The organism is Virgibacillus sp. SK37 (assembly GCF_000725285.1).
Lineage (GTDB): Bacteria > Bacillota > Bacilli > Bacillales > Amphibacillaceae > Virgibacillus_Q.
The window spans coordinates 2,726,113-2,748,510 of sequence record NZ_CP007161.1; the positions used below are offsets into that span (position 1 = coordinate 2,726,113).

Consider the following 22,398-nt stretch of genomic DNA (forward strand, 5'->3'; position numbering starts at 1 on the left):
TTAATCAACCTTCCTATGCGGCAATGCTACTTGATGGGATTCCGATATATGTTGTAAATGATAAGCAAGCCCTTCTTTGTCAAAATACTCATGGTAAGATTGGTCGTACATTTTCTGAACATCTTTTCGAAGGTTTTTCTGGAAATCTCTGTTTCTCGGGTCAATATCCGGAATAGCTGCGATAAGTCGCTTTGTATAAATGTGTTGTGGGTTAGTAAAAATATCCTCTTTTTTTCCTGATTCTACGTACCTCCCTTTATACATAATCCCAATTTGGTCACACATATGTTTAACAATGCCCAAGTCATGACTAATAAATAGATATGTTAAATTTAAATCTTTTTGAATATCCTGCATAAAATTCAATACTTGTGCCTGAACAGAGACATCTAATGCAGATACCGGTTCATCTGCAATAATCAATTTCGGCTTTAAAGCAATAGCTCGTGCTACACCAATTCGCTGTCTTTGTCCACCTGAAAACTCATGTGGGTATTTCAAGATTGCTTCCGCGCTTAAACCTACTCGCTCCATCAGTTCTTGAACCATTTGTTTTTCTTCTTTTCTAGTAAGTGACTCATAATTGCGGATGGGCTCTGCTACGATGTCGAGCACGCGTTTTTTTGGGTTTAAAGAGGAGTAAGGATCCTGAAATATCATTTGAATATCTTTCCGAAGTGACTTATTTTGTGCAGATGCTAAATCCTTCCCTTCAAAAAAAATCTTCCCCGCAGTGATTTTATTTAGCCCCACGATTGCTCTTCCAATGGTAGTTTTGCCCGACCCCGATTCACCCACAAGTCCATATGTTTTCCCTTCTTCCATTTGAAATGACACATCATCTACAGCTTTTACAGCGTCAATTTTTCGATTAAACAGACCTCCACGGATTGGGAAATGCACCTTTAGATTTCTTACTTCAAGAAATTTCATGTTTATGATCCTCCTTGTTCTTTTCAAGAAAGTCAAAATGCTTATAACAAGTACAACGTACGTAGTGAAATGGTTCCACTTCATGCAATTGTGGGTTCTTTTCATGAACTGTCTCGGAAACCCAAGGAATCCGATGAGCAAACCTGCAGCCTTTCCTTGGGAGATTCTGTAACGAAGGGACGACTCCCTGAATAACATGCAAACGTTCTTGTTTCTGCTTCGAATTCGGGACAGAATTCAATAAGGATCGGGTATAGGGATGTAATGGGTTTTCAAATAATGTATGGACATCAGCAATTTCGACCATCTCTCCTGCATACATAACTGCAATACGATCTGCCATTTCAGCAACCACCCCAAGATCATGGGTTATTAATATAATTCCTGCTTGCATCTCGTTCTTCAATTCCCTGATTAAATCCAATATTTGCGCTTGAATCGTAACATCAAGGGCAGTTGTTGGTTCATCTGCTATCAGTAATTCGGGGCTGTTGGAAATGGCAATCGCAATGATGACCCGTTGCCTCATTCCTCCTGATAATTCATGTGGAAATTGGTGATATGTATATTCAGGCCTTACAATCCCGACAAGATTTAATAGTTTAATTACCTGCTCATATCGGCTTTTCTTTGTTATGGCTTTATTATGGAGAAGCAATGCCTCTCCTATTTGTTCTCCTATGGTCATTAATGGATTTAATGCAGTTAGAGGATCCTGAAAAATCATTGCCATATCCTTCCCGCGCAATTTATTTATTTTTGCCGGAGGAAGATTTACAAGATTCTCACCCTTGAAATAAATATTGCCTTCCATTTTCGCGCGTGTATGTAAACCCATGATTGAGAAAGCAAGTGCACTTTTACCTGAACCTGATTCGCCTACAATAGCCAGGACTTCATTTTTATCAACTTGAAGGGAAACATTATCCACAGCGGCATAGTAATGATCTTTGATTCTAAAAGAAGTAGTTAAATTGCTTACATTTAAGATTTGATTATTAATTAGTATCACCCCCAAAAAATTATTTTGGTTACATTTCGTACTGAAATGTTGTCCCTTTACTCTATGCGTGGAGCTAATAAATTATTTTGGTATAAAAGATAGGGTATAGATTTTGCAACTTTATGTGTTGGTCGTAATGCAATACACATAGAAATGTAATCAAAATTTAATGACTTTTTCTGAGTATATTGGAAAGTAATACAAACAGCAATACTTTTTCCAAAAATTCTGATTATTATATCTTTAAGTGTAAATTAAGACAAATTATTTGTTTATTTTTATCAGACACAGTATTGAAACATAACTGTAAGATTATTAATGTTTAAAAAAGGTAATAGAATAGTATAGTTACCATACGCTTGATTGATTGGTGTCTTAAAAGAAGTATTCTCTCGTGAAGGAGTGTTAAACAATGAAAGGTATTATATTAGCTGGAGGAAGCGGAACCAGACTTGCTCCTAGTACGGATAGCATGAACAAGCACCTGCTGGCCGTTTTTGATAAACCTATGATTTATTATCCACTATCTGTCTTAATGCTTGGAGGAATAAAGGAATTTATGATTATAAGTACTCCTGCTGACAGACCACGTTTTGAAGATTTGCTGGGAGATGGTTCTTCCCTCGGCATTTCCATATCTTATAAAGACCAGAGTAATCCAAATGGGATACCTGAAGCACTTACTATTTCAAAAGAGTTTATTGGGGATGATTCAGTTGCATTAATACTTGGAGACAATATTTTTTATGGTCAAGGCTTTACAACACTCCTTCGCAACGCAATCAATAACCATCGCCATGCCACTGTTTTTGGTTATCGTGTGAAAGATCCACAACGTTTTGGGGTAGTTGAATTTGATGCACATCAAAAGGCTATTTCCTTGGAAGAGAAACCGAAAAAACCAAAATCTGACTTTGCCGTTACCGGATTGTACATTTACGATAATCAGGCTGTCGAATTAACTAAAAAACTAAAGCCCTCCGCTAGAGGAGAGTTGGAAATCACGGATTTGAACAAAGAATATTTAAAACGTGGCAAGCTTGATGTTGAACTTTTAGGTAGAGGATTTGCCTGGATGGATGCAGGTACCCACGAATCCTTATTTGAAGCGTCTGAATTTGTAAAAATAACACAGCAACGACAAGGATTCAAACTCGCCTGTTTGGAAGAAATAGCATATTACCTTGGTTATATTTCCAGAGAAGCTCTTTACGAAAAAGGAAAATCAATGGAGAAAAATGATTACGGGCAGTACCTTCTGGAAATTGCAGACCGAAAGCATACAGAACAATACTGGGATCGCATTGAGAAAAACCCAATGTTAGGATTGGTAAAATGATAAAACACAATAAAACACTACTTGTTACAGGAGGAGCCGGTTTTATCGGTTCCAATTTCGTTGCATACATGATCGATAAATATCCAGACTACCAGATTATTAATATAGACAAATTAACCTATGCGGGTAACCTCGAAAACGTATCGGGTTTAGAAAATCACCCAAACTATGAATTTATACAAGGAGATATTGCAGACCAAGAGCTAATAGAATCTATTTTTACGATGTATGACGTTTGGGGTGTGGTTCATTTTGCTGCCGAGTCACATGTGGATCGTTCTATTGAAGATGCTGCAGCATTTATCCATACAAACATCCTAGGTACACAAGTCCTTCTCCAAACAGCGAAAATGGACTGGGAGCGTAAAGGTGAGCTATCACAGAGGCGGTTCCATCACATTTCCACAGATGAAGTGTATGGCTCGCTTGGCGAAGACGGAATGTTTAGCGAGAATACACCTTATGATCCACGTAACCCATATAGCGCATCAAAAGCTGGAGCCAATTTGCTAGTTAAAAGCTTTGGGTATACCTATGGAATGAACATTGTTATAACTAGTTCATCCAATAATTATGGACCAAGACAGCATGAAGAGAAGCTTATACCTACCATTATTTTCAATGCGTTAGCCGGTAATCCTATTCCTATTTATGGGGACGGAAAAAATATTAGAGATTGGCTTTATGTTATGGATCATTGCAAAGCAATCGATCTTATCTTTCACCAGGCTGAGGCAGGAGAAATTTTCAATATTGGTGGCAGAAGCGAAAAGATGAATATAGAAGTTGTAAAAACAATATGCGGTATCCTTGATGAGATGGAAAGCGGACGCTTAGCTGAAATTAACAAGAATAGTTTCACTGAATTGATCAGCTTTACAAAAGATAGGCTGGGACATGACCGAAGATACGCAGTAGATGATAGTAAGCTTAGACAAAAGCTCGGCTGGAGAGCGGAGGAAGAATTAAAGAATGGATTAATAAAAACTGTTGAATGGTATGTGAAAAGATGGAAATCTCTTGCCGAAAGCCATTAATATCTATTGTCATACCAGTATATGGATGCAGAACATGTTTACATGAACTCTGTGAACGTATCTCAACCTCCGTATTACCTATCCCAGCAGATTACGAGATTATCTTAGTTAATGATGCCAGCCCTGATAATGCCTGGGAAAGCATTCAACAACTCAAGGAAAAAGATGAGAATATTAAAGGAATTGATCTAGCACGAAATTTTGGACAGCACCATGCCATAACTGCAGGAATTGACTATACAACAGGTGATTGGGTTGTCGTGATGGACTGTGATTTACAAGATCAGCCAGAGGAAATACCCAAGCTTTATGAAAAAGCGTTAGAGGGTTATGAGGTAGTTTTCGGGAAAAGGATAGAACGAAAAGACTCATGGCTGAAAAAGAAATCTTCCCAGCTATTTTATCGGATTTATGATTACTTTACGGGAGAATCATCCGATCATACCATAGCAAATTTCAGTATCAGTAGTAAAAAAGTAGTCGATGGTTTTCGACAAATGAAAGAACAGACACGCTTTTTCCCTCTTTTTCTACAATGGATGGGATATAAAGCAACCTCTATTCCAATTAACCATCATCCAAGAAGCGAAGGGAAATCTTCCTATAATCTAAAAAAATTAATTACACTTGCAACTGATGGGATCATTGCACAGTCTAATAAGCCATTGCGTTTATCCATTCAATTCGGATTTCTCATTTCAGCTTTGTCCCTATTATATGGCTTATTTTTATTCTTTCGTTACTTCTTTCTTAAAGTTCCTGTCCAAGGTTGGACGAGTGTAATGGTTTCCATTTATTTCATAGGTGGATTAATTTTTTCTAATTTGGGAATCCTCGGTCTTTACATTGGAAAGATATTTAATGAAACAAAAGCTCGACCAATTTACCTTATAAGAGATACAACAGACAATTTGAAAACTAATAATAAACGGAGTTGATCATTTTGGAAAACTTTTTGCGCCCTACTCCCTGGGATCAACGTAATTTTCATATTCCAACATATGAGCTTACTTCCATTTCTGAAGAAGCTTTACATCAAAGTAATGAAAAAGAAGGCCATTTCACATTAAAAATTGATCCACATACAAACACAGAGTTACTCAATAAATACGGATTTTATTATGTGGATACACTTATTGAGCCCGTTTGCCACAAAACTGGTTTGATACACAATAAAAAAGAAGGAATAGAGTTAAGCTATAATTATGATAAAAACGAAATTCTGCGGATAACAGCTGTAGCTTTTCAAGGAGGACGCTTTCACCGAGATTATAATATCCCGGATTTTATGGCAGATAATCGATATGTAAATTGGGTAAAAGACCTGATAGAAAAGGATCAGATTATGGCACTGAAATACGAAGGAAACACCGCAGGGTTTTATGCTTATGAAGGTAATAAAATCCTATTACTGGGAATGGATGCTTCTTACCGTGGTAAAGGACTTGCAAAACCTTTTTTAAGTAAAGGAGCTTCTGAGCATTTCTCATTGATAGATGAAGATGAGCTTGTAACATCCATTTCTCCTTCCAATCTACCATCATTAAACTTATTTATCTCAACTGGATTTAAGTTGAGAAATACGGTGGATGTGTATCATAAATTAAATGGCTCACTGCCGGTTGGAGGATAAGAGATGGGATACTTGTACATATTCAGTACTATTTTCTTTACGGTATATGGCCAGCTAATTCTGAAATGGAAAATGAATCAGTTTGGAAGTCTGCCAGATACATGGATAGCTAAATTCACAGTATTACTTCAATTATTGCTTAATCCGTGGGTGCTATCCGGCTTCTTTGCAGCTTTTCTGGCTGCTTTAAGCTGGATGGCTGCCATGACGAAGTTTGATATTAGTTATGCATACCCATTTATGAGCCTTTCCTTCGTTTTAGTTTTTATTCTATCTGCCCTGCTATTCGGTGAACCAGTTTCTATGCAAAAGGTAATTGGATTTTCGTTAATTATTCTAGGGATTATTGTGATGAGGTGATGATGTTGATACCATTTAACAAACCATGTGTTACAGGAAAAGAATCTGTCGCTGTCCAACAAGCAATCACAAGTGGCAAACTATCCGGTAATGGGGCTTTTGGAAAGAAAAGTGCGCAATGGCTGGAAGAAAAATTGGATTGTAAGAAAGCATTACTTACTCCCTCTTGTACTGCTGCATTGGAAATGACAGCCATATTAACAAACGTAGGTCCCGGCGACGAGGTTATCATGCCATCCTACACGTTTGTTTCCACAGCAAATGCCTTTGCTTTGCGAGGTGCCTCCATTCGTTTTGTTGATGTACTTCCAGATACGATGAATATTGATCCAGAAGCAATCGAAAAAGCAATCACAAAACGAACGAAAGCGATTGTTGTAGTACATTATGCTGGGGTGAGTTGCGAAATGGACTCCATAATGAAATTAGCAGATCAATATAATTTATTTGTTGTGGAGGATGCCGCACAAGGCTTAATGAGTACATATAAAGGGAAAGCACTAGGTACGATTGGGCATTTTGGTACGATCAGCTTTCATGAAACAAAAAATTACCAATGTGGAGAGGGTGGCGCGTTGCTCATCAATGATAAAGATGCTTGTAAGCGCGCAGAAATTATTCAGGAAAAAGGCACCAACCGATCTCAATTTATCCGTGGAGAAGTGGATAAATATACATGGCGAGACGTCGGTTCCTCCTATCTTCTTAGTGAATTAAATGCAGCATTTTTATCTGTACAACTTGATAACGCAGAAGAAATTTATGAGGAAAGAATGAAGGCTTGGCTCTGGTATAAAACAGGATTACAGCAACTGGAAGCTCAGCGTTTTATAACACTGCCAGAAATTCCAAAAGACTGTACGCACAATGCGCATATGTTTTATATTAAAGTACAAAGTCTTGCGGAACGAAGTGAACTTATGGATTATCTGAAGGAGAATAACATAATGGCTGTAAGCCATTATGTGCCGCTTCACAATTCACAAGCCGGGTTGAGATTTGGTACTTACGTGGGAAAAGATCATTATACCACCTCAGAGAGTGAAAAAATAATTCGCCTACCACTTTATTATGGAATTGAGAAAGAGGAAATAAACCATGTGGTCAACCATATCCAAAAATTTTACCAAGAATAAAGTATTATTAGGTATCGCCTGCCTAATAATATTCGCATATCTTCTCCCCTATTATATATTAGGAGAGGATACACATATTAGGGTTCATGATAATATGGACTCGAATATTGTTTGGTATAAGCTGCTAGCTGAAAGTGGCCAGATTTTTTCTCTCTCTGATGCTATGCTCCCTTATGCGATTAATGGACTGCCAAGGAGTGCGCTTTCTTCTCCATTTGATGCAATGGTTTGGATTTATTACCTGTTTGAACCAATGACAGCATATACGATTGGTCAGACAATCATGCGTTTTACAGCCTTTTTTGGAATGTATTTACTATTAACCTATACATTTGGAAAAGAGAGAGCAAACTATAGATTAATTAGCACAGGAGTTTCCCTTTGTTTTGCCTTATTACCTTTTTGGCCTTCAGGAATGCTTTCCATTGCTGGTCTGCCATTAGCTTTATATATCTTTTTAACTATTCGTGAAAAGGGTTGGAACAGTTCGTGGTACCATTGGATAGCCCTTTTATGTATTACATTTTTTTCAAATTTCGTTTTAAGCTTCGTATTTTTTCTTGGTTTATTGGGAGTAGTATGGATAGTTGATTGGATCAAATTGCGAGAAAGTAATTGGCCTTTCTTCACAGCAATAGCTGGAATGACTGCCATATATTTAGCTAAAAATTACATGCTAATTCATTCTATGTTTTTTGACGCTGGTTTCACGTCCCATCGCGATGCTTTAGATCTCGGACATAATTCCTTCGGTAGAACAATGGAGCTATCCCTGGAAAATTTCCTTTATGGACATACCCATGATCTGGCTCTGCAATATAAAGTAATCATACCGGTAATTGGATTAGCACTACTTATATCAGGCATTCGTAACGCCAAAGCAGCAAAATTATTGTTAAGTCTTTTCATCTTTAATATGCTTTTATCTATTTGGTATGCACTTTGGTACTGGGAAGGAATGCGTTTAATAAAGGACCACTTCATGATTGCCAATACATTTAATTTCTCAAGAATCCATTTTCTTGATCCAATGATATGGTACATCTGTTTCGCTATTGCGTTGGGAATTATCTGTAAAAACATTGGATGGAAGATTGGGAAAATCATTGCAGTTATATTAATCGTCTATCAATGCACAATTGCCTTTCCTTTAAATGAAGAAAATAAATACAGTCAATTTGATACACCGACATTTCAGGAATTTTACGCGGTGAATCTCTTTGAAGAAATAGAAAATTATATTGGCAAAAAGCAATCTGCCTATCGGGTCGTAAGTATTGGCATGCACCCAACAATTGCTCAATATAATGGTTTTTATACTCTGGATACGTATAACAATAGCTTCCCACTAAAGTATAAAAAGCAATTTAGGGAAATTATTGCAGGTGAACTGGATAAAAATCCTTCTCTTAAGAATTATTTTGATACTTGGGGTGGCAGACTCTATATGTACGTTGCCGAGCATGGAGAAGATTACTTGTTTACTAAAGAAAAAGACGGAGCAATTGAGGATCTTCAAATAAATGTAAAAGCTTTAAGGAACATGGGTGGAGAATATATCTTTTCTGCTGTTACCATTGAAAATTATGAAGAGCTTGGTTTAGAATTTGAAAAAACCTTTAAAACGAAAACATCTGCCTGGAAAATCTGGTTATATAAAGTACCTGACCAAAGCGCAAGTGAAAACTGATTAGAGTAAGCCAGATTGCGAGTTTCTTCTACAACAAGGGGCAGATCCTCTGAGCTGCCCCTTTGGTATAAATTAAATTAACAAAACTAGTATTTCTCTTTAGTTTTTATTTGAAACATGTGTTGTAAAATCTGCAAGTAATCTGGCCCCAAATCCAGTAGCTGATTTAGCATAGTACCCTTTATCTTCTCCTTGCATAACACCAGCCATGTCTATATGTAGCCATTTACTGTTTTCAGGCACGAATTTACGAAGAAATAGTGCTGCAACAATGGAGCCGGCTTCTCCTTTTCCACTTGTATTATTAAAGTCAGCGTAATCACTGTGTAGGTAACTGAAATATTCATCCACCAGAGGCATTGGCCAGACATGATCTCCGTTTTTCAGACCTATTGTTTTTAACTCATTTGCTAATATATCATCACCAAACACACCAGCAAGCTTTGAACCAAGTGCATGAACAATTGCACCTGTTAATGTAGCGATATCTATTACATAGTTAGCTTCAAGCTCCCCTGCCCTTAATAACCCATCAGCCAAAATTAACCTTCCTTCAGCATCTGTATTTCCAACCTGTACGTGCATTCCATTCTTATAATGAATAACATCTCCAGGGATAACAGCAGTATTGTCAGGAATATTTTCCACAACTGGAATTAAAGCTACAACGTTTACCTCCCACTCGGAAGCAGCTATAAGCTTCATGGCACCAGCTACAGCAGCTGAACCTCCCATGTCCATTCGCATGTCACTAATATCTTTTCCTTTTTTTAAACTAATCCCTCCTGTATCGAAAGTTACACCTTTTCCAACCAAAGCCACAAGTGGTTTTGACTCATCCCCACGATATCTTAGTTCTACAAACGCAGGTTCATGGATACTTCCTCGTCCGACAGTTAGAACGCCATGCATCTCTCTTTCTTCCAGTTCGGCTTTATCAAATACCTTTACCTCTACACCTGTGTTAGCAAATTCCTTTTTTAATATTTCCGGATAGGTTGAAGGATTTAATACACTTGGAATTTCATTCATTAGATCACGGGAAAATGCCATTGCTTCTGCGCGGATTTTTCCCTTCTCTAGTAATGCTTGAAATTGCTCCCCTCCTGTGATCCGCAGCTCTGTTTGTACTTTTTCCTTGCTCGATTTATATGTAGAAAAAGTATAACCTCCAAGATACCAGCCTTCCACAAATGCCGTAATAGCATCGCTTTCTTCTAGGGAAGGAAAAGCTTCTATTATTTGTTTACCATGTACTTCAGCGAAAGCAAACTCACCCTTTTGTATTTCTTTAGCCATGCTTCCAGCAAGCATACGAATGTCTTCAAAAGTGGGTGCCTTTCTCCCCGTTTTTCCAATAATTATACATTCTCCATTCAGGAATGTTGAAAATACTTCAGAGGGATATCTCTCTGTAAATTGCTTAAAAGCAGAATTATTTTGTACTTGGGTATCTGTTGTAAATAAAATCTTTGTACTGTTTAACATATATACACTCTCCTTTATATTTCACTACTTATTTCGACATACGAAGGATTAATCCCTCTTTTTTGCAAATTTATGCTACTATATATTGTCAGGAGACCAGCAACCAAGATATCATTAGAAGGAAGAAAGACTATCCTCGCACAAGGAAAAATAAAATAAAATTAGATTCTAAAACGATAACCCTCTCCATATAATAAGCAATGTGTGCAGAAATACTTTCGATAAATACATACAAGGAGGAACAAATGTGCCTAGTGGAATTCATCAGTTATGCATGAAAGTACCAATTGAAACTACATGGAATTTTATCAGTGACATGGATAATTGGGCTCCCTTAGTCCCAGGTTATCTGAGCCATAAAATTTTGAATAAAAAACAGTCGATATGGAAGTTAAAAGGTGAATCAGGATTCATTCAGAAAACAGTAACGTTAAGGATAGATATCGAGGAATGGAAAGAACCTAGTAGTGTTACATTTAACCTAACTGGACTAAGTGAAAATGTATCCGGGAAAGGTTATTTTATAGCTAAAGAAGTTGATTCGATTACAACGGAGATGACCGGGCATTTATCAATAGCTGCAAAAGGAGTTATGGCGCCGATGATTAATTCCATATTAAAAAGCATTGTTCCCAAAACAACCAAAGGGTTAACAGAATCTGTAGCAAAACGGATGATGGCCCGTCAACCTATGCCTGCCCTTAAATAACTAACGTTTTTACTGCACAATTTGCCGAGGCAATTGTGCTTTTTATTTTTCAAATCATTTTAACTATGTAACTAATTCATTACGTTTTGTATGTGCTGAAGTTTACTAGCTCCCTTCCTAGTGTTAGAATATAGCAGGTACTAGTTTTACAAGGAAAGGAAAAAAACATATGAACAAAAATAAAACCGCCTTGGAATATTTTCAAATTATTGTAGGCGCCACATTGGTTGGCCTATCATATAACTTGTTCCTTCTCCCCTCTAAGCTGGCTGCTGGTGGGATCTCAGGAATTAGCACTATCCTTTATGAACTATATAATTTAAGTCCTGCATATACGCAGTTTCTGATTAATATACCTATCTTCGTTATTGGTTGGCTCGCTTTAGGAAAAGACTTTAGTTGGAAAACGTTGCTCGGAACATTTTGGGTGCCCTTTGTTATTTGGCTCAGCGCGGATATACCATACACCATTACGAATCCCTTATTAGGGGCACTTTATGGAGGAATTATTCTCGGAACCGGTCTTGGTATTGTATATAAGGGAAACGGCTCCACCGGAGGAACTGCTGCAATTGCACAAATTGTGAAAAAGGTTACCGGCTTATCTAGTGGATACTCTCAACTAATTGTTGATGGATTTGTAGTAATTTCATCTATTATTGTCTTTAATTTAGAATTAACTTTATTTGCTTTAATGTGTATCTATATAACAAGTAAGACAATTGATATCGTACAGCTTCGAACCTCTGCAACGAAATTAATTATGATTATTACAGAAGAAGAAGAGAAAACTCAATCATTGATTAGGGAAAATATCGACCGTGGGCTTACTAAGGTTCGCTCAGTCGGAGGGTATTCTAATATGGATAAGACAATGATTCTCTGTGTAGCTGAACAACAGGAAGCGATTCAATTAAAGAAGATTCTACAAAAACAGATACCCACATCATTTGTTATTTTCCTTAATGCTTCTGAAATACTCGGGCGTGGATTCACCTTAGACAAATATTATGGACAAAAGCTATAAAACATAGGAATCGGTGTTAAAAGATAAACATGTGCGGAGTTGGAGAAAACTGCGAACTAAAGTATATCTAATTTTAAGGAAGCAGATGGACCCATTGATTTCCGCTGCAGGGGGACGCTTTCACACCTCCGGGTACAAGTGCGACATCTGCTCGCTACCTCGCAGTGTCTTCTTTGCCGCCGGCATGGCTTCAGCCGCTTCCTCCGCTACGCTCCGTGCAGGGTCTTCAGCTCATGCTATTCCGGCAGGAGTCGCCCCCTTCCGCTCCAATCAATTTGCATCTGCTTTAAACCATAAATAGCGGGTTAATATCTAACCACTTTACCAGTGGAGGAAAAACACGAAGACTCCTGTGGGAAAAGCAACAGGGCTTTTTGATGGGGCGAGGAGTCGCAGCCCCAGCTGAAGATCCCGCAGGAAGTGGTTTTCTTCCGAGGAAGCTGAAGCGTTGCCCACGGAAAGCGGAGTGTGTTTTCCGCAACGGCCGCTTAGAGTACTAAAGTTACGTCGCAGTTTATCTACATTGTGAACTAGTTGGGGTACAATTAATACCATATTGCCTTATAGAAAAAGGATTCACCTTTTATTATATAAAGATGAATCCTTTTTCTATTACCCTAAGCGGGCTGGTGTAACTTTTTAGCAAGGTTCTGGATCTTGGCCATTGTGTTGATATCCATATTTCCACCACTGACTACAACACCAAGATGCCTTGAGCTTATCTTATCATTATGTGCGAACAATGCAGCAAGGGTAGCAGCACCTGCTCCTTCCATTAACGTCTTATTCCTCTCCAACATATAAACAATTGCAGAAGCAATTTCTTCATCCGTTACTGTAACAATATCATCTACGTATTCCTGAATAATTGGAAAAGTATGCTCTCCAGGTTGCTTTACTGCAATTCCCTCAGCAATTGTGGATACTGTCTTATCTTTTTTTAACTTACCGCTATGATAACTATTATGCATGGCCGAGGCTCCTTCTGCTTGTACGCCGATCACCTTTATATTCCGATTGACGTGCTTTGCAGCTACAGCAATCCCCGATATTAATCCTCCACCACCAATTGGAGCAAGGATCGTATCTATTCGATCCTCTTGTTTAAGCATTTCCATAGCAATTGTTCCTTGGCCTGCCATTACATCATAATCATCAAACGGATGAATATACACAGCTCCACTCTGCATCTGTTTTTGCACAGAAGCCTCATACGCTTCCTGGAAGGTCTCGCCCGTTAACACTACCTCAGCCCCGTAGTTTCTGGTTGCATTTACTTTTGCAAGTGGCGTTTTTTCTGCCATATAAATAGTAGCTTTCACTCCTAATTTGGCAGCAGCATAAGCAACCCCCTGGGCATGATTTCCTGCAGAAGCAGTGATCACACCTTTTTTCAGTTGGCTTTTCGGCATTTGCATAAGTTTGAAGGTAGCACCTCTAAACTTAAAAGCACCCGTTTTTTGCTGATTTTCCATTTTAAAATAAACCTTTTTACCAACTAGTTTATTTGTTGTCTCCGATGTTATTAAAGGTGTCCGGTGAACGATTGGCGTTAGTCTCCCTAACGCCGTATGAATCTTTTCACCTGTTAAGCAATTCCCAATTGGTTCACACTCCTCTTATAAAAATAAATTCGTCTTCATTTTTTTCTTGCCAAATTACCGTACTTCATATGCACGGATCTTATCCTCATGTTTCAAGGTAAGAGCAATTTCATCCCAACCATTAATAAGTTTTTCTTTATGGTATGCAGGAATTTCGAAGCTTATGTTATTCCCTGCTGAATCCGTTATCCGTTGATTAACTAAATCTATTTCCAAGGTCATAGAAGCTTCTTCAGCCTGTTTCATCCATACTCCAATTTGTTCCTCATCAAGTTGAATTGGTATAATTCCATTTTTTAATGCATTGTTATAAAAAATATCTGCAAAGCTTGGGGCAATAATTACACGAAAACCATAATCCAACAATGCCCAAGGTGCATGTTCACGAGAAGAACCACAACCAAAATTTTCTCCAGCCAGTAAAATAGTTACACCTTTATAAGCCTCTTTATTTAATGCAAAGTTCTGACGTTTATTTCCCTTATCGTCAAACCGCCAATGGTAGAATAGAAACTGGCCAAACCCTGTACGTTCAATGCGTTTTAAAAACTGTTTTGGGATAATCTGATCAGTGTCAATATTGGTACGGTTTAATGGATAAACGTATCCTTTGTGTTCTTTAATTGCTTCCATGTTTGCACCCCCTAAATCGGAACTCCCGCATATCTTCTAACATCAACAAAGTGTCCTTCTATAGCAGCTGCAGCAGCCATTTCCGGGCTTACCAAGTGAGTTCTTGAACCATTTCCTTGACGTCCTTCAAAATTACGATTGGATGTTGAGGCACATCTTCCACCAGGTGGTACAATATCATCATTCATCGCCAGACACATACTGCAACCCGCTTCCCGCCATTCAAAGCCTGCTTGTTTAAAAATTACATCGAGTCCTTCTTTTTCAGCCTGCATTTTTATACTGAAGGAACCAGGAACAACAATGGCACGGACGTTTTGTTTCACTTTTTTCCCTTCCACAATAGAAGCTGCCTTTTGTAAATCACTCAAGCGTGAATTGGTACAAGAACCGATAAAAACATGGTCGATTTCAATAGATGTAATCGGCTGATTTTCTTCTAACCCCATGTATTCCAATGCGCGCTCTACATCTTCACGATAGTCCACTTCTTTTAGATCAGGTGTTTTTCCGCTAACTGGAACGCACATTCCTGGATTTGTTCCCCAGGAAACCTGTGGTTCAATTTCCTCTGCATTAATAGTAACTGTTTTATCGTATTTAGCTCCTTCATCTGTGGCTAATTGTAGCCAGGAATCTGCCAACTCCTCAAATGCTTCACCGTCTGGTACATACTCTTTCCCTTTTAAAAATTCAACCGTTGTTTCATCTGGACTAATTAAACCGGCTCTCGCTCCTGCTTCGATGGACATATTACAGACAGTCATTCTTCCTTCCATGGAAAGATTGCGAACGGCCTTACCTGTATACTCAATAACATAGCCAGTTCCAAATCTCACACCGAATTTAGCAATAATTGCAAGAATCAAATCTTTTGCAGTAACTCCACGGCCTAATTCACCTTCCACCTGGACATTTAACGTTTTAGGGCGTTCTTGCCAAATGGTCTGAGTAGCAAGCACATGCTCCACTTCACTAGTACCAATTCCAAAGGCTAGAGCACCAAAAGCTCCATGTGTTGATGTATGGCTATCCCCACAAACAATTGTCTTTCCAGGTTGGGTAAGACCGAGCTGTGGGCCAATGACATGGACAATACCCTGGTCAGGATGGAACATATCTGCAAGTTTAATACCATTCTCCTTACAATTGTCCCGGAGGGTTTCCATTTGCTTTTTGGAAACCTCGTCTTTTATTACATCTCTATTTTGTGTAGGCACATTATGATCCATCGTAGCATACGTCAGATCTGGACGCCGCACCTTACGATTACTTAATCGCAAGCCTTCGAACGCTTGCGGTGAAGTTACTTCATGAACCAAATGCAGATCAATATATAATAAATCTGGCTTGCCTTTCTCTTGGTGAACTACATGTTTATCCCATATTTTCTCTATAATCGTTTGTGGTTTCCCCATTTCTTACACCCCTCGTTAAGCATACATACTGCAAATGCTGTCTGAAACACTTTTGGTTGTCAGTGAATCAACAATGGCTGCTGTCATCTCCTTCGTCCCTACCTTTGTCCCGCCATTACTGGAGAGATCAGCAGTATGGTATCCTTGGTCCAGACAATCATTAACTGCCCGCTCTATCTCTGCGGCTTCATCTTCCATCTGAAAAGAGTATCTTAGCATCATAGCAGCAGATAAGATCATTCCAACTGGATTAGCAACACCAAGCCCTGCAATATCAGGTGCTGAACCATGGACAGGTTCATACAGACCTAGACCATCTGATCGAAGACTTGCCGATGGCAGCATTCCTAGTGAACCAGTCAATACGGAAGCTTCATCGCTTAAAATATCCCCAAATAAATTTTCTGTAACGATAACATCAAAATAATTAGGCTGTGTAATCAGCTTCATTGCGGCAGCATCTACAAGCATATGATCAACTTTCACATCTGGATATTTCTTACTCTTTTCCTCAACTATTTCTCGCCACATTCGACTTGATTCCAATACATTAGCCTTATCTACAGATGTAACATGATTATTTCTTAATCTTGCACTTTCAAAGGCTTTTTCTATAATTCGCTCCATTTCGGATCGATGATAATAAAGCGTATCAACTACTGCATTTCCGTTTTCCCGCCGTTCACGCGGTTCCCCAAAATACAACCCGCTTGTGAGTTCTCGAATGATCAGGATATCGCTTCCTGCAATAACTTCCTCTTTAAGTGGAGAAGCATGCAACATGGAAGGAAACCCTTTAATAGGGCGTAAATTGGCAAACAATCCTAACTGTTTACGTATACCTAATAAACCTTTTTCTGGTCTTTTAGCAGCTGGAAGAACGTCCCATTTCGGTCCTCCTACAGCACCAAGCAATATAGCATCTGCTCCCTTACATGCTTTTACTGTATCTTCAGGCAATGGAGTATCATAAGCATCAATTGCCTCTCCACCGATTGCATGCTGATGAAATGTAAAACGATGCCCAAATTCACTGGCTACTGCATTTAACACTACCTTTGCCGACTCCATAATTTCTTTACCAACACCGTCTCCAGGCAATAAAATAATTTGCTTATTCATACCATAGCCCTCCTCCATGTTTATACGTAACTTTTGCCAATCTAACAATTGTTTATTGAGCGGAGCCACATGCATGGCTCTCGCTTACACTTCTGATCCGACCTCTTGTTTAATAAAACTACTTTGCTGAACAATATATCTGTTCACTGCATTTAAGAATGCATTTCCTGATGCTTCTATAACATCCTGAGCTGAACCACGCCCATTTACTGTCTCGCCGTTCACAATTAACTGTACATGGGATTCTGCAAGTGCATCCTTTCCTCCACCAACAGAGTTCAATTGATAATCAATTAACTGTAAATTTTCTTCAATTAAAACATCCAATGTTTTATATAATGCTTCTACACTACCTGAAGCAGTCTGTGCCGCATGCACTGTTTCTCCATTCGGAGTTTTTAACTGTACAGTTGCTGTAGGTATATTAGTAGTACCATACTGTACTTGGAACATCTCCATTTGATATTTGTTTACAGAAGCGGTATCTGTTTGAACCTCCATAATAATTGTAAACAAATCATCGTCTGTGACTTCTTTTTTATGATCCGTTAATTGCTTAAACAATTTAAATGCTTGCTTTAATTTATCTTCAGTAAGATCTATTCCCAGTTCTTTTACTTTATCCTTAAACGCATGCCGTCCAGAATGTTTGCCCATGAACAACGTATTGGATTTCACTCCGACCATTTCTGGTGTGATAATCTCATAGGTAGATGCATTCTTGAGTACGCCATCCTGATGGATACCTGACTCGTGAGCAAAAGCATTTCTTCCGACAACCGCTTTGTTTGCCTGAACGTACATTCCGGTTAATTTTGCTACCAAGTCACTGGTTCGTTTGATTTCATCTAGTTTTAATCCTGTAGTATATGGATAAAAATCGGAACGAATCTTCAAAGCAACAGCCACCTCTTCCAAGGAAGCATTGCCTGCTCGTTCACCAATACCATTAATAGTTCCCTCTATTTGTGTCGCCCCGTTTTGCACTGCAGCTATGGAGTTCGCTACTGCCATGCCAAGGTCATTGTGACAATGACATGAAAGACTGGCTTGGTCTATGTTAGGCACATTGTCTTTTATATATTTAAACATATTTCCATATTCCAAAGGCGTTGTGTAGCCTACTGTATCCGGCAGGTTAATCACTGTAGCACCAGCGTCAATAACCTTTTCAATGATTTGCGCCAAGAATTCCCAATCAGAACGAGAAGCATCTTCTGCAGACCATTGAACATGAGTAAATTTCTGTTTTGCGTATGCCACCATATTAACTGCGGTTTCAATCACTTGATCCGGAGTCTGTTTTAGCTTGTAAGTCATATGGATGGGTGATGTGGCAAGAAACAAATGAATGCTAGGTTCAGCTGCGCCTTTTAAGGCTTCCCATGCTGTATCAATATCCGTTCTCACCGTTCTTGCCAATGCAGTTACGGATGTGTTTTTAATCGTATCGGCTATTGCTTTAACTGCATTGAAGTCACCTTTGGAGGAAGCAGGAAAACCCGCTTCCATCCTGCTTACACCTAAACGTTCCAACTGTTTTGCAATTTCTAGCTTTTCAAGTTGGTTTAGGTTTACACCAGGTGACTGCTCCCCATCTCTTAGGGTTGTGTCAAAAATTCTAATTTGTGACATGCTCTTTCACATCCTTTTGCTGTTTATTTTTGTTTTGCAATGGTTGTTTAACAAAAGGCATTAATTCACGTAACTCCCTTCCTACTTTTTCAATTGGATGTTGATTCTCTTTAGCATTAATTGCATTGAATTGAGGACGATTTGCTTGGTTTTCGAGAATCCATCCTTTAGCGAATTGACCTGTTTGCACATCTGTTAAAATATCCTTCATGCGAGCTTTGGTATTCTCATCAATAACTCGAGGGCCTGATACAAAATCTCCCCATTGAGCCGTGTCTGAGATGGAATAACGCATATTTTCCAATCCACCTTCATAGAGAAGGTCAACAATCAATTTCATTTCATGTAAACATTCAAAGTAAGCAACTTCCGGTTGATAGCCAGCTTCTGTTAATGTTTCAAATCCAGCTTTAATGAGGCTAGTCACACCGCCGCATAATACCGCCTGCTCTCCGAAAAGATCTGTTTCCGTTTCTTCCTGGAAGCTTGTTTCCAATACACCTGCCCTTGCAGCTCCAATTCCCTGTGCGTACGCAAGTGCCAACTCCTTTGCCTGCCCTGTAACGTCTTGGTATACACCATATAATGCAGGAACCCCTGCACCTTCTTCATATGTTCTACGCACTAGATGTCCAGGTCCTTTCGGTGCTACCAAAAATACATCTACATCTTCTGGAGGGACAATTTGGCTGAAATGTACATTAAAACCATGGGCAAATGCTATTGCATTTCCAGCCTGAAGATTCGGCTTAATGCTTTCATTATAGACAGCGGTTTGCAGTTCATCCGGCAGCAACACCATTACTACTTCGGACTGACTTACTGCATCGGCTACTGGTACAACCTGGAATCCATCTTGTTCCGCTTTCTGTTGGGATTTACCAGGGCGAAGTCCAACCACTACATCATATCCACTTTCACGAAGGTTTAATGCATGGGCATGACCTTGAGATCCATATCCTACTACTGCAATTTTCTTTCCTTGTAAAACCTCTTTTTGGATATCTTTTTCATAAAGTACTTTTGACATATTAATCTTCCTCTCGTTTTTTGTTTTTTTATCTCTTCAATCTAAGGGTATTTTCAGATTCGTTTATATTAAATGTGAATTAAGCTCTGTTACCTGTTGTGGCTGCTGCCCTCGTAAAAATGCAGTTACGCCTGTTTTAGTTAATTCTTTAATACCATATGGTTTTAATAATGAAATTAGTGCCTCCACTTTATCTGGCTTCCCAGTCACTTGAATTGTGAGACTATCTTTGCTTACATCAATGATGGAGGCACGGAATGGGGTGATTATTCCTTGAATCTCTGATCGTAATTGACCACTTCCTCCAACCTTAATTAATGCCAGTTCTCTTGCTACAATTGCTTTATCAGTAATATCGGAAACTTTCAGAACATCAATTTGTTTATTCAATTGCTTTGTTAGCTGTTCCAGCTTTTGGTGATCTCCTACATCAACTACAAAAGTCATTTTGGAGACACCCTCTGTTTCTGAACTTCCAACTGAAATGCTGTCAATGTTAAATTGCCGTTTCTGCAGCATTCCTGTAATCCGGTTTAATACACCACTTCTATCTTGGACTGCGGCTACAATGATCCGTTTCATTTCTTCACCCCTATCATTTCGTGGATCCCTTTCCCAGGAGCTATCATTGGATATACACATGTTTTCTGGTCAACACGACAATCTACTACTACTGGGCCATTATAAGAAAAGATATCCTGTAACATCGGAATAACTTCCTCTTCCTGTTCAATACGCATACCACGGATTCCATAGCTTTCTGCGAGTTTCACAAAATCCGGGTTCATTGTCAGCAGTGATTCAGAATAACGTTCCTCATAAAAGCTTTCCTGCCATTGCCTCACCATTCCAAGTGCTTCGTTATTTACGATAATAATCTTGACTGGAAGGTTTCTCTCTTTCAGTATTGATAATTCTTGAAGAGTCATCTGAAATCCGCCATCACCGACAATGGATACTACCAGGTCCTCTGGAGCTCCTAATTGGGCCCCAATTGCTGCCGGAAAACCAAAACCCATGGTTCCAAGTCCACCAGATGTAACCCAACGGTTTGGCTTATCAAAAGTATAAAACTGTGCTGCCCACATTTGATGCTGCCCAACATCTGTAGTTATGATCGCATCTCCTTTTGATTGCTCGTATACTTGCTTTATCAACCATTGAGGTGACAACTTCTGCTTTGGCTTTTCATACCACAACGGAAATTCAGCTTTATTCAATTTTATAGTTTCCTTCCATACCTCGTGGTCAGGCAGCTCCACAACACTTTGCAATAATGCTTGCAATGCTTCTTTTGCATCTGCCACTACCGGAATTTCAGTTGGTACATTTTTTCCGATCTCAGCAGGATCGATATCAATATGAGCCACTTTTGCATGTGGTGCAAAGTGTTCCAAGTTACCTGTAAGTCTGTCATCAAATCTTGCACCAATATTAATAAGCAAGTCGCATTCATAGAGTGCTGTATTAGCTGTATAGGTACCATGCATTCCCGCCATCCCCAAATGCAGTGGGTGAGTCCCAGGGAAGCTGCCAAGTCCTAATAGTGTATTGGTAACTGGGATTTGATACTTTTCAGCAAACTCTTTTAGTTCTTCAGTCGCTTTTGCAAATACGACGCCTGCACCAGCAAGCAAAAGTGGCTTCTTGGCTCTACTGAGCGCGTCTGCTAATTTAACAATTTGCAGCGGATTTGGCTTCTTGTTCGGCTGATATCCCGGTAAATTAAAGTCTTTACTGAACTCAGTTCCAGTAAGCTCTGCAGATACATTTTTTGGTATATCTACAACTACTGGACCGGGCCGTCCTGTAGTAGCTATGTGAAAAGCTTCATTCACGATCCGCGGTAACTCAGATACCTGTTTCACTTGATAGTTGTATTTGGTGATTGGAGTGGTGATTCCCATCACATCGGATTCTTGAAATGCATCTGTGCCGATGACTCCGCTAGCAACCTGGCCTGTAAAAATAACGAGCGGAATAGAATCCATCATGGCATCTGTAATACCAGTAATCAGATTTGTTGCCCCTGGGCCAGATGTTGCTAATACTACTCCCGCCTTACCAGTCACGCGTGCATATCCCTCTGCTGCATGGATGGAACCTTGCTCATGACGTGAAAGTACATGGTCAAATGGAGCATTACTGCGGTATAACGCATCGTAGATTGGTAATACAGCACCTCCTGGATAACCGAAAAGTGTGTCTACTTCCGCATCCACCAAAGTCTGAATGAATAAATCAGCCCCGGTCCTCATTTGTTCTGTACTTTCTGCCTCATGCTTTGCTTCAACTTTCACTACTACATACCTCCCTTAATAATAAATAATTATTCAAACTCGCTCTCCCATTCCTGGAACAAACGATGTTTTACTATTGCTTTTAAAGAAGAAAATCAAAAAGGACCCTTCCCTCCCCCTATAAATCCGCATATGTCTGCAGAGCTATTGGGGAGAAAAGAGTCCTTCTTTTCACGGTACCACCCAGGTTTGTAGCATCCTCTCGAATACTACCTCGTAAGGCTATAATTACAGCCTTTATTGATAACAGGTACAATAAAGCTGCACCTGACCAGACCTAATAAGAAAATACCTTTCAGTC

At 39.1% G+C, this 22,398-nt stretch carries 20 protein-coding genes; 9 read left to right on the forward strand and 11 right to left on the reverse strand.

Going from position 1 to position 22,398, the window contains the following annotated elements; all coding sequences use genetic code 11:
* Positions 1 to 933: an ABC transporter ATP-binding protein gene (locus tag X953_RS13900; protein WP_040956134.1), complete on the reverse strand. Its 933-nt coding sequence runs from the start codon at positions 931 to 933 to the stop codon at positions 1 to 3.
* On the reverse strand, positions 920 to 1,936 hold the full coding sequence (locus X953_RS13905) for an ABC transporter ATP-binding protein (protein WP_040957121.1): 1,017 nt from the start codon (positions 1,934 to 1,936) through the stop codon (positions 920 to 922). The genes X953_RS13900 and X953_RS13905 overlap by 14 nt, the downstream gene beginning before the upstream one ends.
* Before the next feature lie 412 nt (positions 1,937 to 2,348).
* On the opposite strand from X953_RS13905, the gene rfbA reads away from it, so the two are divergent.
* From rfbA to X953_RS13940, 7 genes are read left to right on the forward strand one after another with little or no spacing between them, the layout of a single operon-like run.
* The gene (gene rfbA / locus X953_RS13910; protein WP_040956135.1) at positions 2,349 to 3,275 is read left to right on the forward strand and encodes a glucose-1-phosphate thymidylyltransferase RfbA; all 927 of its coding nucleotides are present in this window, start codon (positions 2,349 to 2,351) and stop codon (positions 3,273 to 3,275) included.
* Positions 3,272 to 4,312, forward strand: a complete 1,041-nt coding sequence (rfbB, locus tag X953_RS13915) for a dTDP-glucose 4,6-dehydratase (RefSeq protein WP_040956136.1) — start codon at positions 3,272 to 3,274, stop codon at positions 4,310 to 4,312. The genes rfbA and rfbB overlap by 4 nt, the downstream gene beginning before the upstream one ends.
* The gene (locus X953_RS13920) at positions 4,285 to 5,250 is read left to right on the forward strand and encodes a glycosyltransferase family 2 protein (RefSeq protein WP_040957122.1); all 966 of its coding nucleotides are present in this window, start codon (positions 4,285 to 4,287) and stop codon (positions 5,248 to 5,250) included. Before rfbB ends, X953_RS13920 begins: the two co-directional genes overlap by 28 nt.
* A 5-nt stretch (positions 5,251 to 5,255) precedes the next feature.
* On the forward strand, positions 5,256 to 5,945 hold the full coding sequence (locus X953_RS13925) for a GNAT family N-acetyltransferase (protein ID WP_084715695.1): 690 nt from the start codon (positions 5,256 to 5,258) through the stop codon (positions 5,943 to 5,945).
* Positions 5,946 to 5,948: 3 nt separating this feature from the next.
* Positions 5,949 to 6,305, forward strand: a complete 357-nt coding sequence (locus X953_RS13930) for an EamA family transporter (RefSeq protein ID WP_040956137.1) — start codon at positions 5,949 to 5,951, stop codon at positions 6,303 to 6,305.
* A 5-nt stretch (positions 6,306 to 6,310) separates the two neighbouring features.
* Positions 6,311 to 7,441: a dTDP-4-amino-4,6-dideoxygalactose transaminase gene (rffA, locus tag X953_RS13935; protein ID WP_040957124.1), complete on the forward strand. Its 1,131-nt coding sequence runs from the start codon at positions 6,311 to 6,313 to the stop codon at positions 7,439 to 7,441.
* On the forward strand, positions 7,404 to 9,131 hold the full coding sequence (locus X953_RS13940; protein WP_040956138.1) for a DUF6044 family protein: 1,728 nt from the start codon (positions 7,404 to 7,406) through the stop codon (positions 9,129 to 9,131). The genes rffA and X953_RS13940 overlap by 38 nt, the downstream gene beginning before the upstream one ends.
* 99 nt (positions 9,132 to 9,230) lie before the next feature.
* Here the strand turns inward: X953_RS13940 and X953_RS13945 are convergent, their stop codons facing one another.
* Entirely contained in the window at positions 9,231 to 10,619 is a 1,389-nt protein-coding gene (locus tag X953_RS13945; protein ID WP_040956139.1) for a M17 family metallopeptidase, read from the reverse strand.
* A 247-nt stretch (positions 10,620 to 10,866) separates the two neighbouring features.
* Between X953_RS13945 and X953_RS13950 the strand changes: the two genes are divergently transcribed.
* Entirely contained in the window at positions 10,867 to 11,328 is a 462-nt protein-coding gene (locus tag X953_RS13950) for a CoxG family protein (protein ID WP_040956140.1), read from the forward strand.
* Between the two features lie 169 nt (positions 11,329 to 11,497).
* On the forward strand, positions 11,498 to 12,355 hold the full coding sequence (locus tag X953_RS13955) for a YitT family protein (RefSeq protein ID WP_040956141.1): 858 nt from the start codon (positions 11,498 to 11,500) through the stop codon (positions 12,353 to 12,355).
* A gap of 617 nt (positions 12,356 to 12,972) precedes the next feature.
* Here X953_RS13955 and ilvA read toward each other — a convergent pair.
* The 8 genes from ilvA to ilvB all read right to left on the reverse strand — a co-directional run bounded on the left by ilvA (position 12,973) and on the right by ilvB (position 22,097).
* The gene (gene ilvA / locus X953_RS13960; RefSeq protein WP_084715697.1) at positions 12,973 to 13,959 is read right to left on the reverse strand and encodes a threonine ammonia-lyase; all 987 of its coding nucleotides are present in this window, start codon (positions 13,957 to 13,959) and stop codon (positions 12,973 to 12,975) included.
* 54 nt (positions 13,960 to 14,013) lie between these two features.
* Positions 14,014 to 14,592, reverse strand: coding sequence for a 3-isopropylmalate dehydratase small subunit (gene leuD, locus X953_RS13965; protein WP_040956143.1), 579 nt, complete (start codon positions 14,590 to 14,592; stop codon positions 14,014 to 14,016).
* 11 nt (positions 14,593 to 14,603) lie between these two features.
* Positions 14,604 to 16,010, reverse strand: coding sequence for a 3-isopropylmalate dehydratase large subunit (leuC, locus tag X953_RS13970; protein WP_040956144.1), 1,407 nt, complete (start codon positions 16,008 to 16,010; stop codon positions 14,604 to 14,606).
* Positions 16,011 to 16,025: 15 nt separating this feature from the next.
* Positions 16,026 to 17,132 carry a 3-isopropylmalate dehydrogenase gene (gene leuB, locus X953_RS13975; RefSeq protein ID WP_040956145.1) on the reverse strand — a complete coding sequence of 369 codons (1,107 nt, stop codon included), beginning with the start codon at positions 17,130 to 17,132 and terminating at the stop codon, positions 16,026 to 16,028.
* Between the two features lie 84 nt (positions 17,133 to 17,216).
* Positions 17,217 to 18,767 carry a 2-isopropylmalate synthase gene (locus X953_RS13980; protein ID WP_040956146.1) on the reverse strand — a complete coding sequence of 517 codons (1,551 nt, stop codon included), beginning with the start codon at positions 18,765 to 18,767 and terminating at the stop codon, positions 17,217 to 17,219.
* Positions 18,754 to 19,797, reverse strand: coding sequence for a ketol-acid reductoisomerase (gene ilvC, locus X953_RS13985; protein ID WP_040956147.1), 1,044 nt, complete (start codon positions 19,795 to 19,797; stop codon positions 18,754 to 18,756). The genes X953_RS13980 and ilvC overlap by 14 nt, the downstream gene beginning before the upstream one ends.
* 63 nt (positions 19,798 to 19,860) lie before the next feature.
* Positions 19,861 to 20,379 carry an acetolactate synthase small subunit gene (gene ilvN / locus X953_RS13990; protein ID WP_040956148.1) on the reverse strand — a complete coding sequence of 173 codons (519 nt, stop codon included), beginning with the start codon at positions 20,377 to 20,379 and terminating at the stop codon, positions 19,861 to 19,863.
* Positions 20,376 to 22,097, reverse strand: coding sequence for a biosynthetic-type acetolactate synthase large subunit (ilvB, locus tag X953_RS13995; RefSeq protein ID WP_040956149.1), 1,722 nt, complete (start codon positions 22,095 to 22,097; stop codon positions 20,376 to 20,378). Before ilvB ends, ilvN begins: the two co-directional genes overlap by 4 nt.
* Positions 22,098 to 22,398 lie beyond the last annotated feature (301 nt).

Excerpts from the sequence above, each read along its gene's own strand:
- X953_RS13945 (WP_040956139.1), bottom strand. The coding sequence starts at position 10,619 with ATGTTAAACAGTACAAAGATTTTATTTACAACAGATACCCAAGTACAA.
- leuB (WP_040956145.1), bottom strand. The coding sequence starts at position 17,132 with ATGAATAAGCAAATTATTTTATTGCCTGGAGACGGTGTTGGTAAAGAA.
- leuC (WP_040956144.1), bottom strand. The coding sequence starts at position 16,010 with ATGGGGAAACCACAAACGATTATAGAGAAAATATGGGATAAACATGTA.
- ilvC (WP_040956147.1), bottom strand. The coding sequence starts at position 19,797 with ATGTCAAAAGTACTTTATGAAAAAGATATCCAAAAAGAGGTTTTACAA.
- ilvN (WP_040956148.1), bottom strand. The coding sequence starts at position 20,379 with ATGAAACGGATCATTGTAGCCGCAGTCCAAGATAGAAGTGGTGTATTA.
- X953_RS13900 (WP_040956134.1), bottom strand. The coding sequence starts at position 933 with ATGAAATTTCTTGAAGTAAGAAATCTAAAGGTGCATTTCCCAATCCGT.
- X953_RS13955 (WP_040956141.1), top strand. The coding sequence starts at position 11,498 with ATGAACAAAAATAAAACCGCCTTGGAATATTTTCAAATTATTGTAGGC.
- rfbB (WP_040956136.1), top strand. The coding sequence starts at position 3,272 with ATGATAAAACACAATAAAACACTACTTGTTACAGGAGGAGCCGGTTTT.
- rfbA (WP_040956135.1), top strand. The coding sequence starts at position 2,349 with ATGAAAGGTATTATATTAGCTGGAGGAAGCGGAACCAGACTTGCTCCT.
- leuD (WP_040956143.1), bottom strand. The coding sequence starts at position 14,592 with ATGGAAGCAATTAAAGAACACAAAGGATACGTTTATCCATTAAACCGT.
- X953_RS13980 (WP_040956146.1), bottom strand. The coding sequence starts at position 18,767 with ATGTCACAAATTAGAATTTTTGACACAACCCTAAGAGATGGGGAGCAG.
- X953_RS13930 (WP_040956137.1), top strand. The coding sequence starts at position 5,949 with ATGGGATACTTGTACATATTCAGTACTATTTTCTTTACGGTATATGGC.
- X953_RS13940 (WP_040956138.1), top strand. The coding sequence starts at position 7,404 with ATGTGGTCAACCATATCCAAAAATTTTACCAAGAATAAAGTATTATTA.
- X953_RS13920 (WP_040957122.1), top strand. The coding sequence starts at position 4,285 with ATGGAAATCTCTTGCCGAAAGCCATTAATATCTATTGTCATACCAGTA.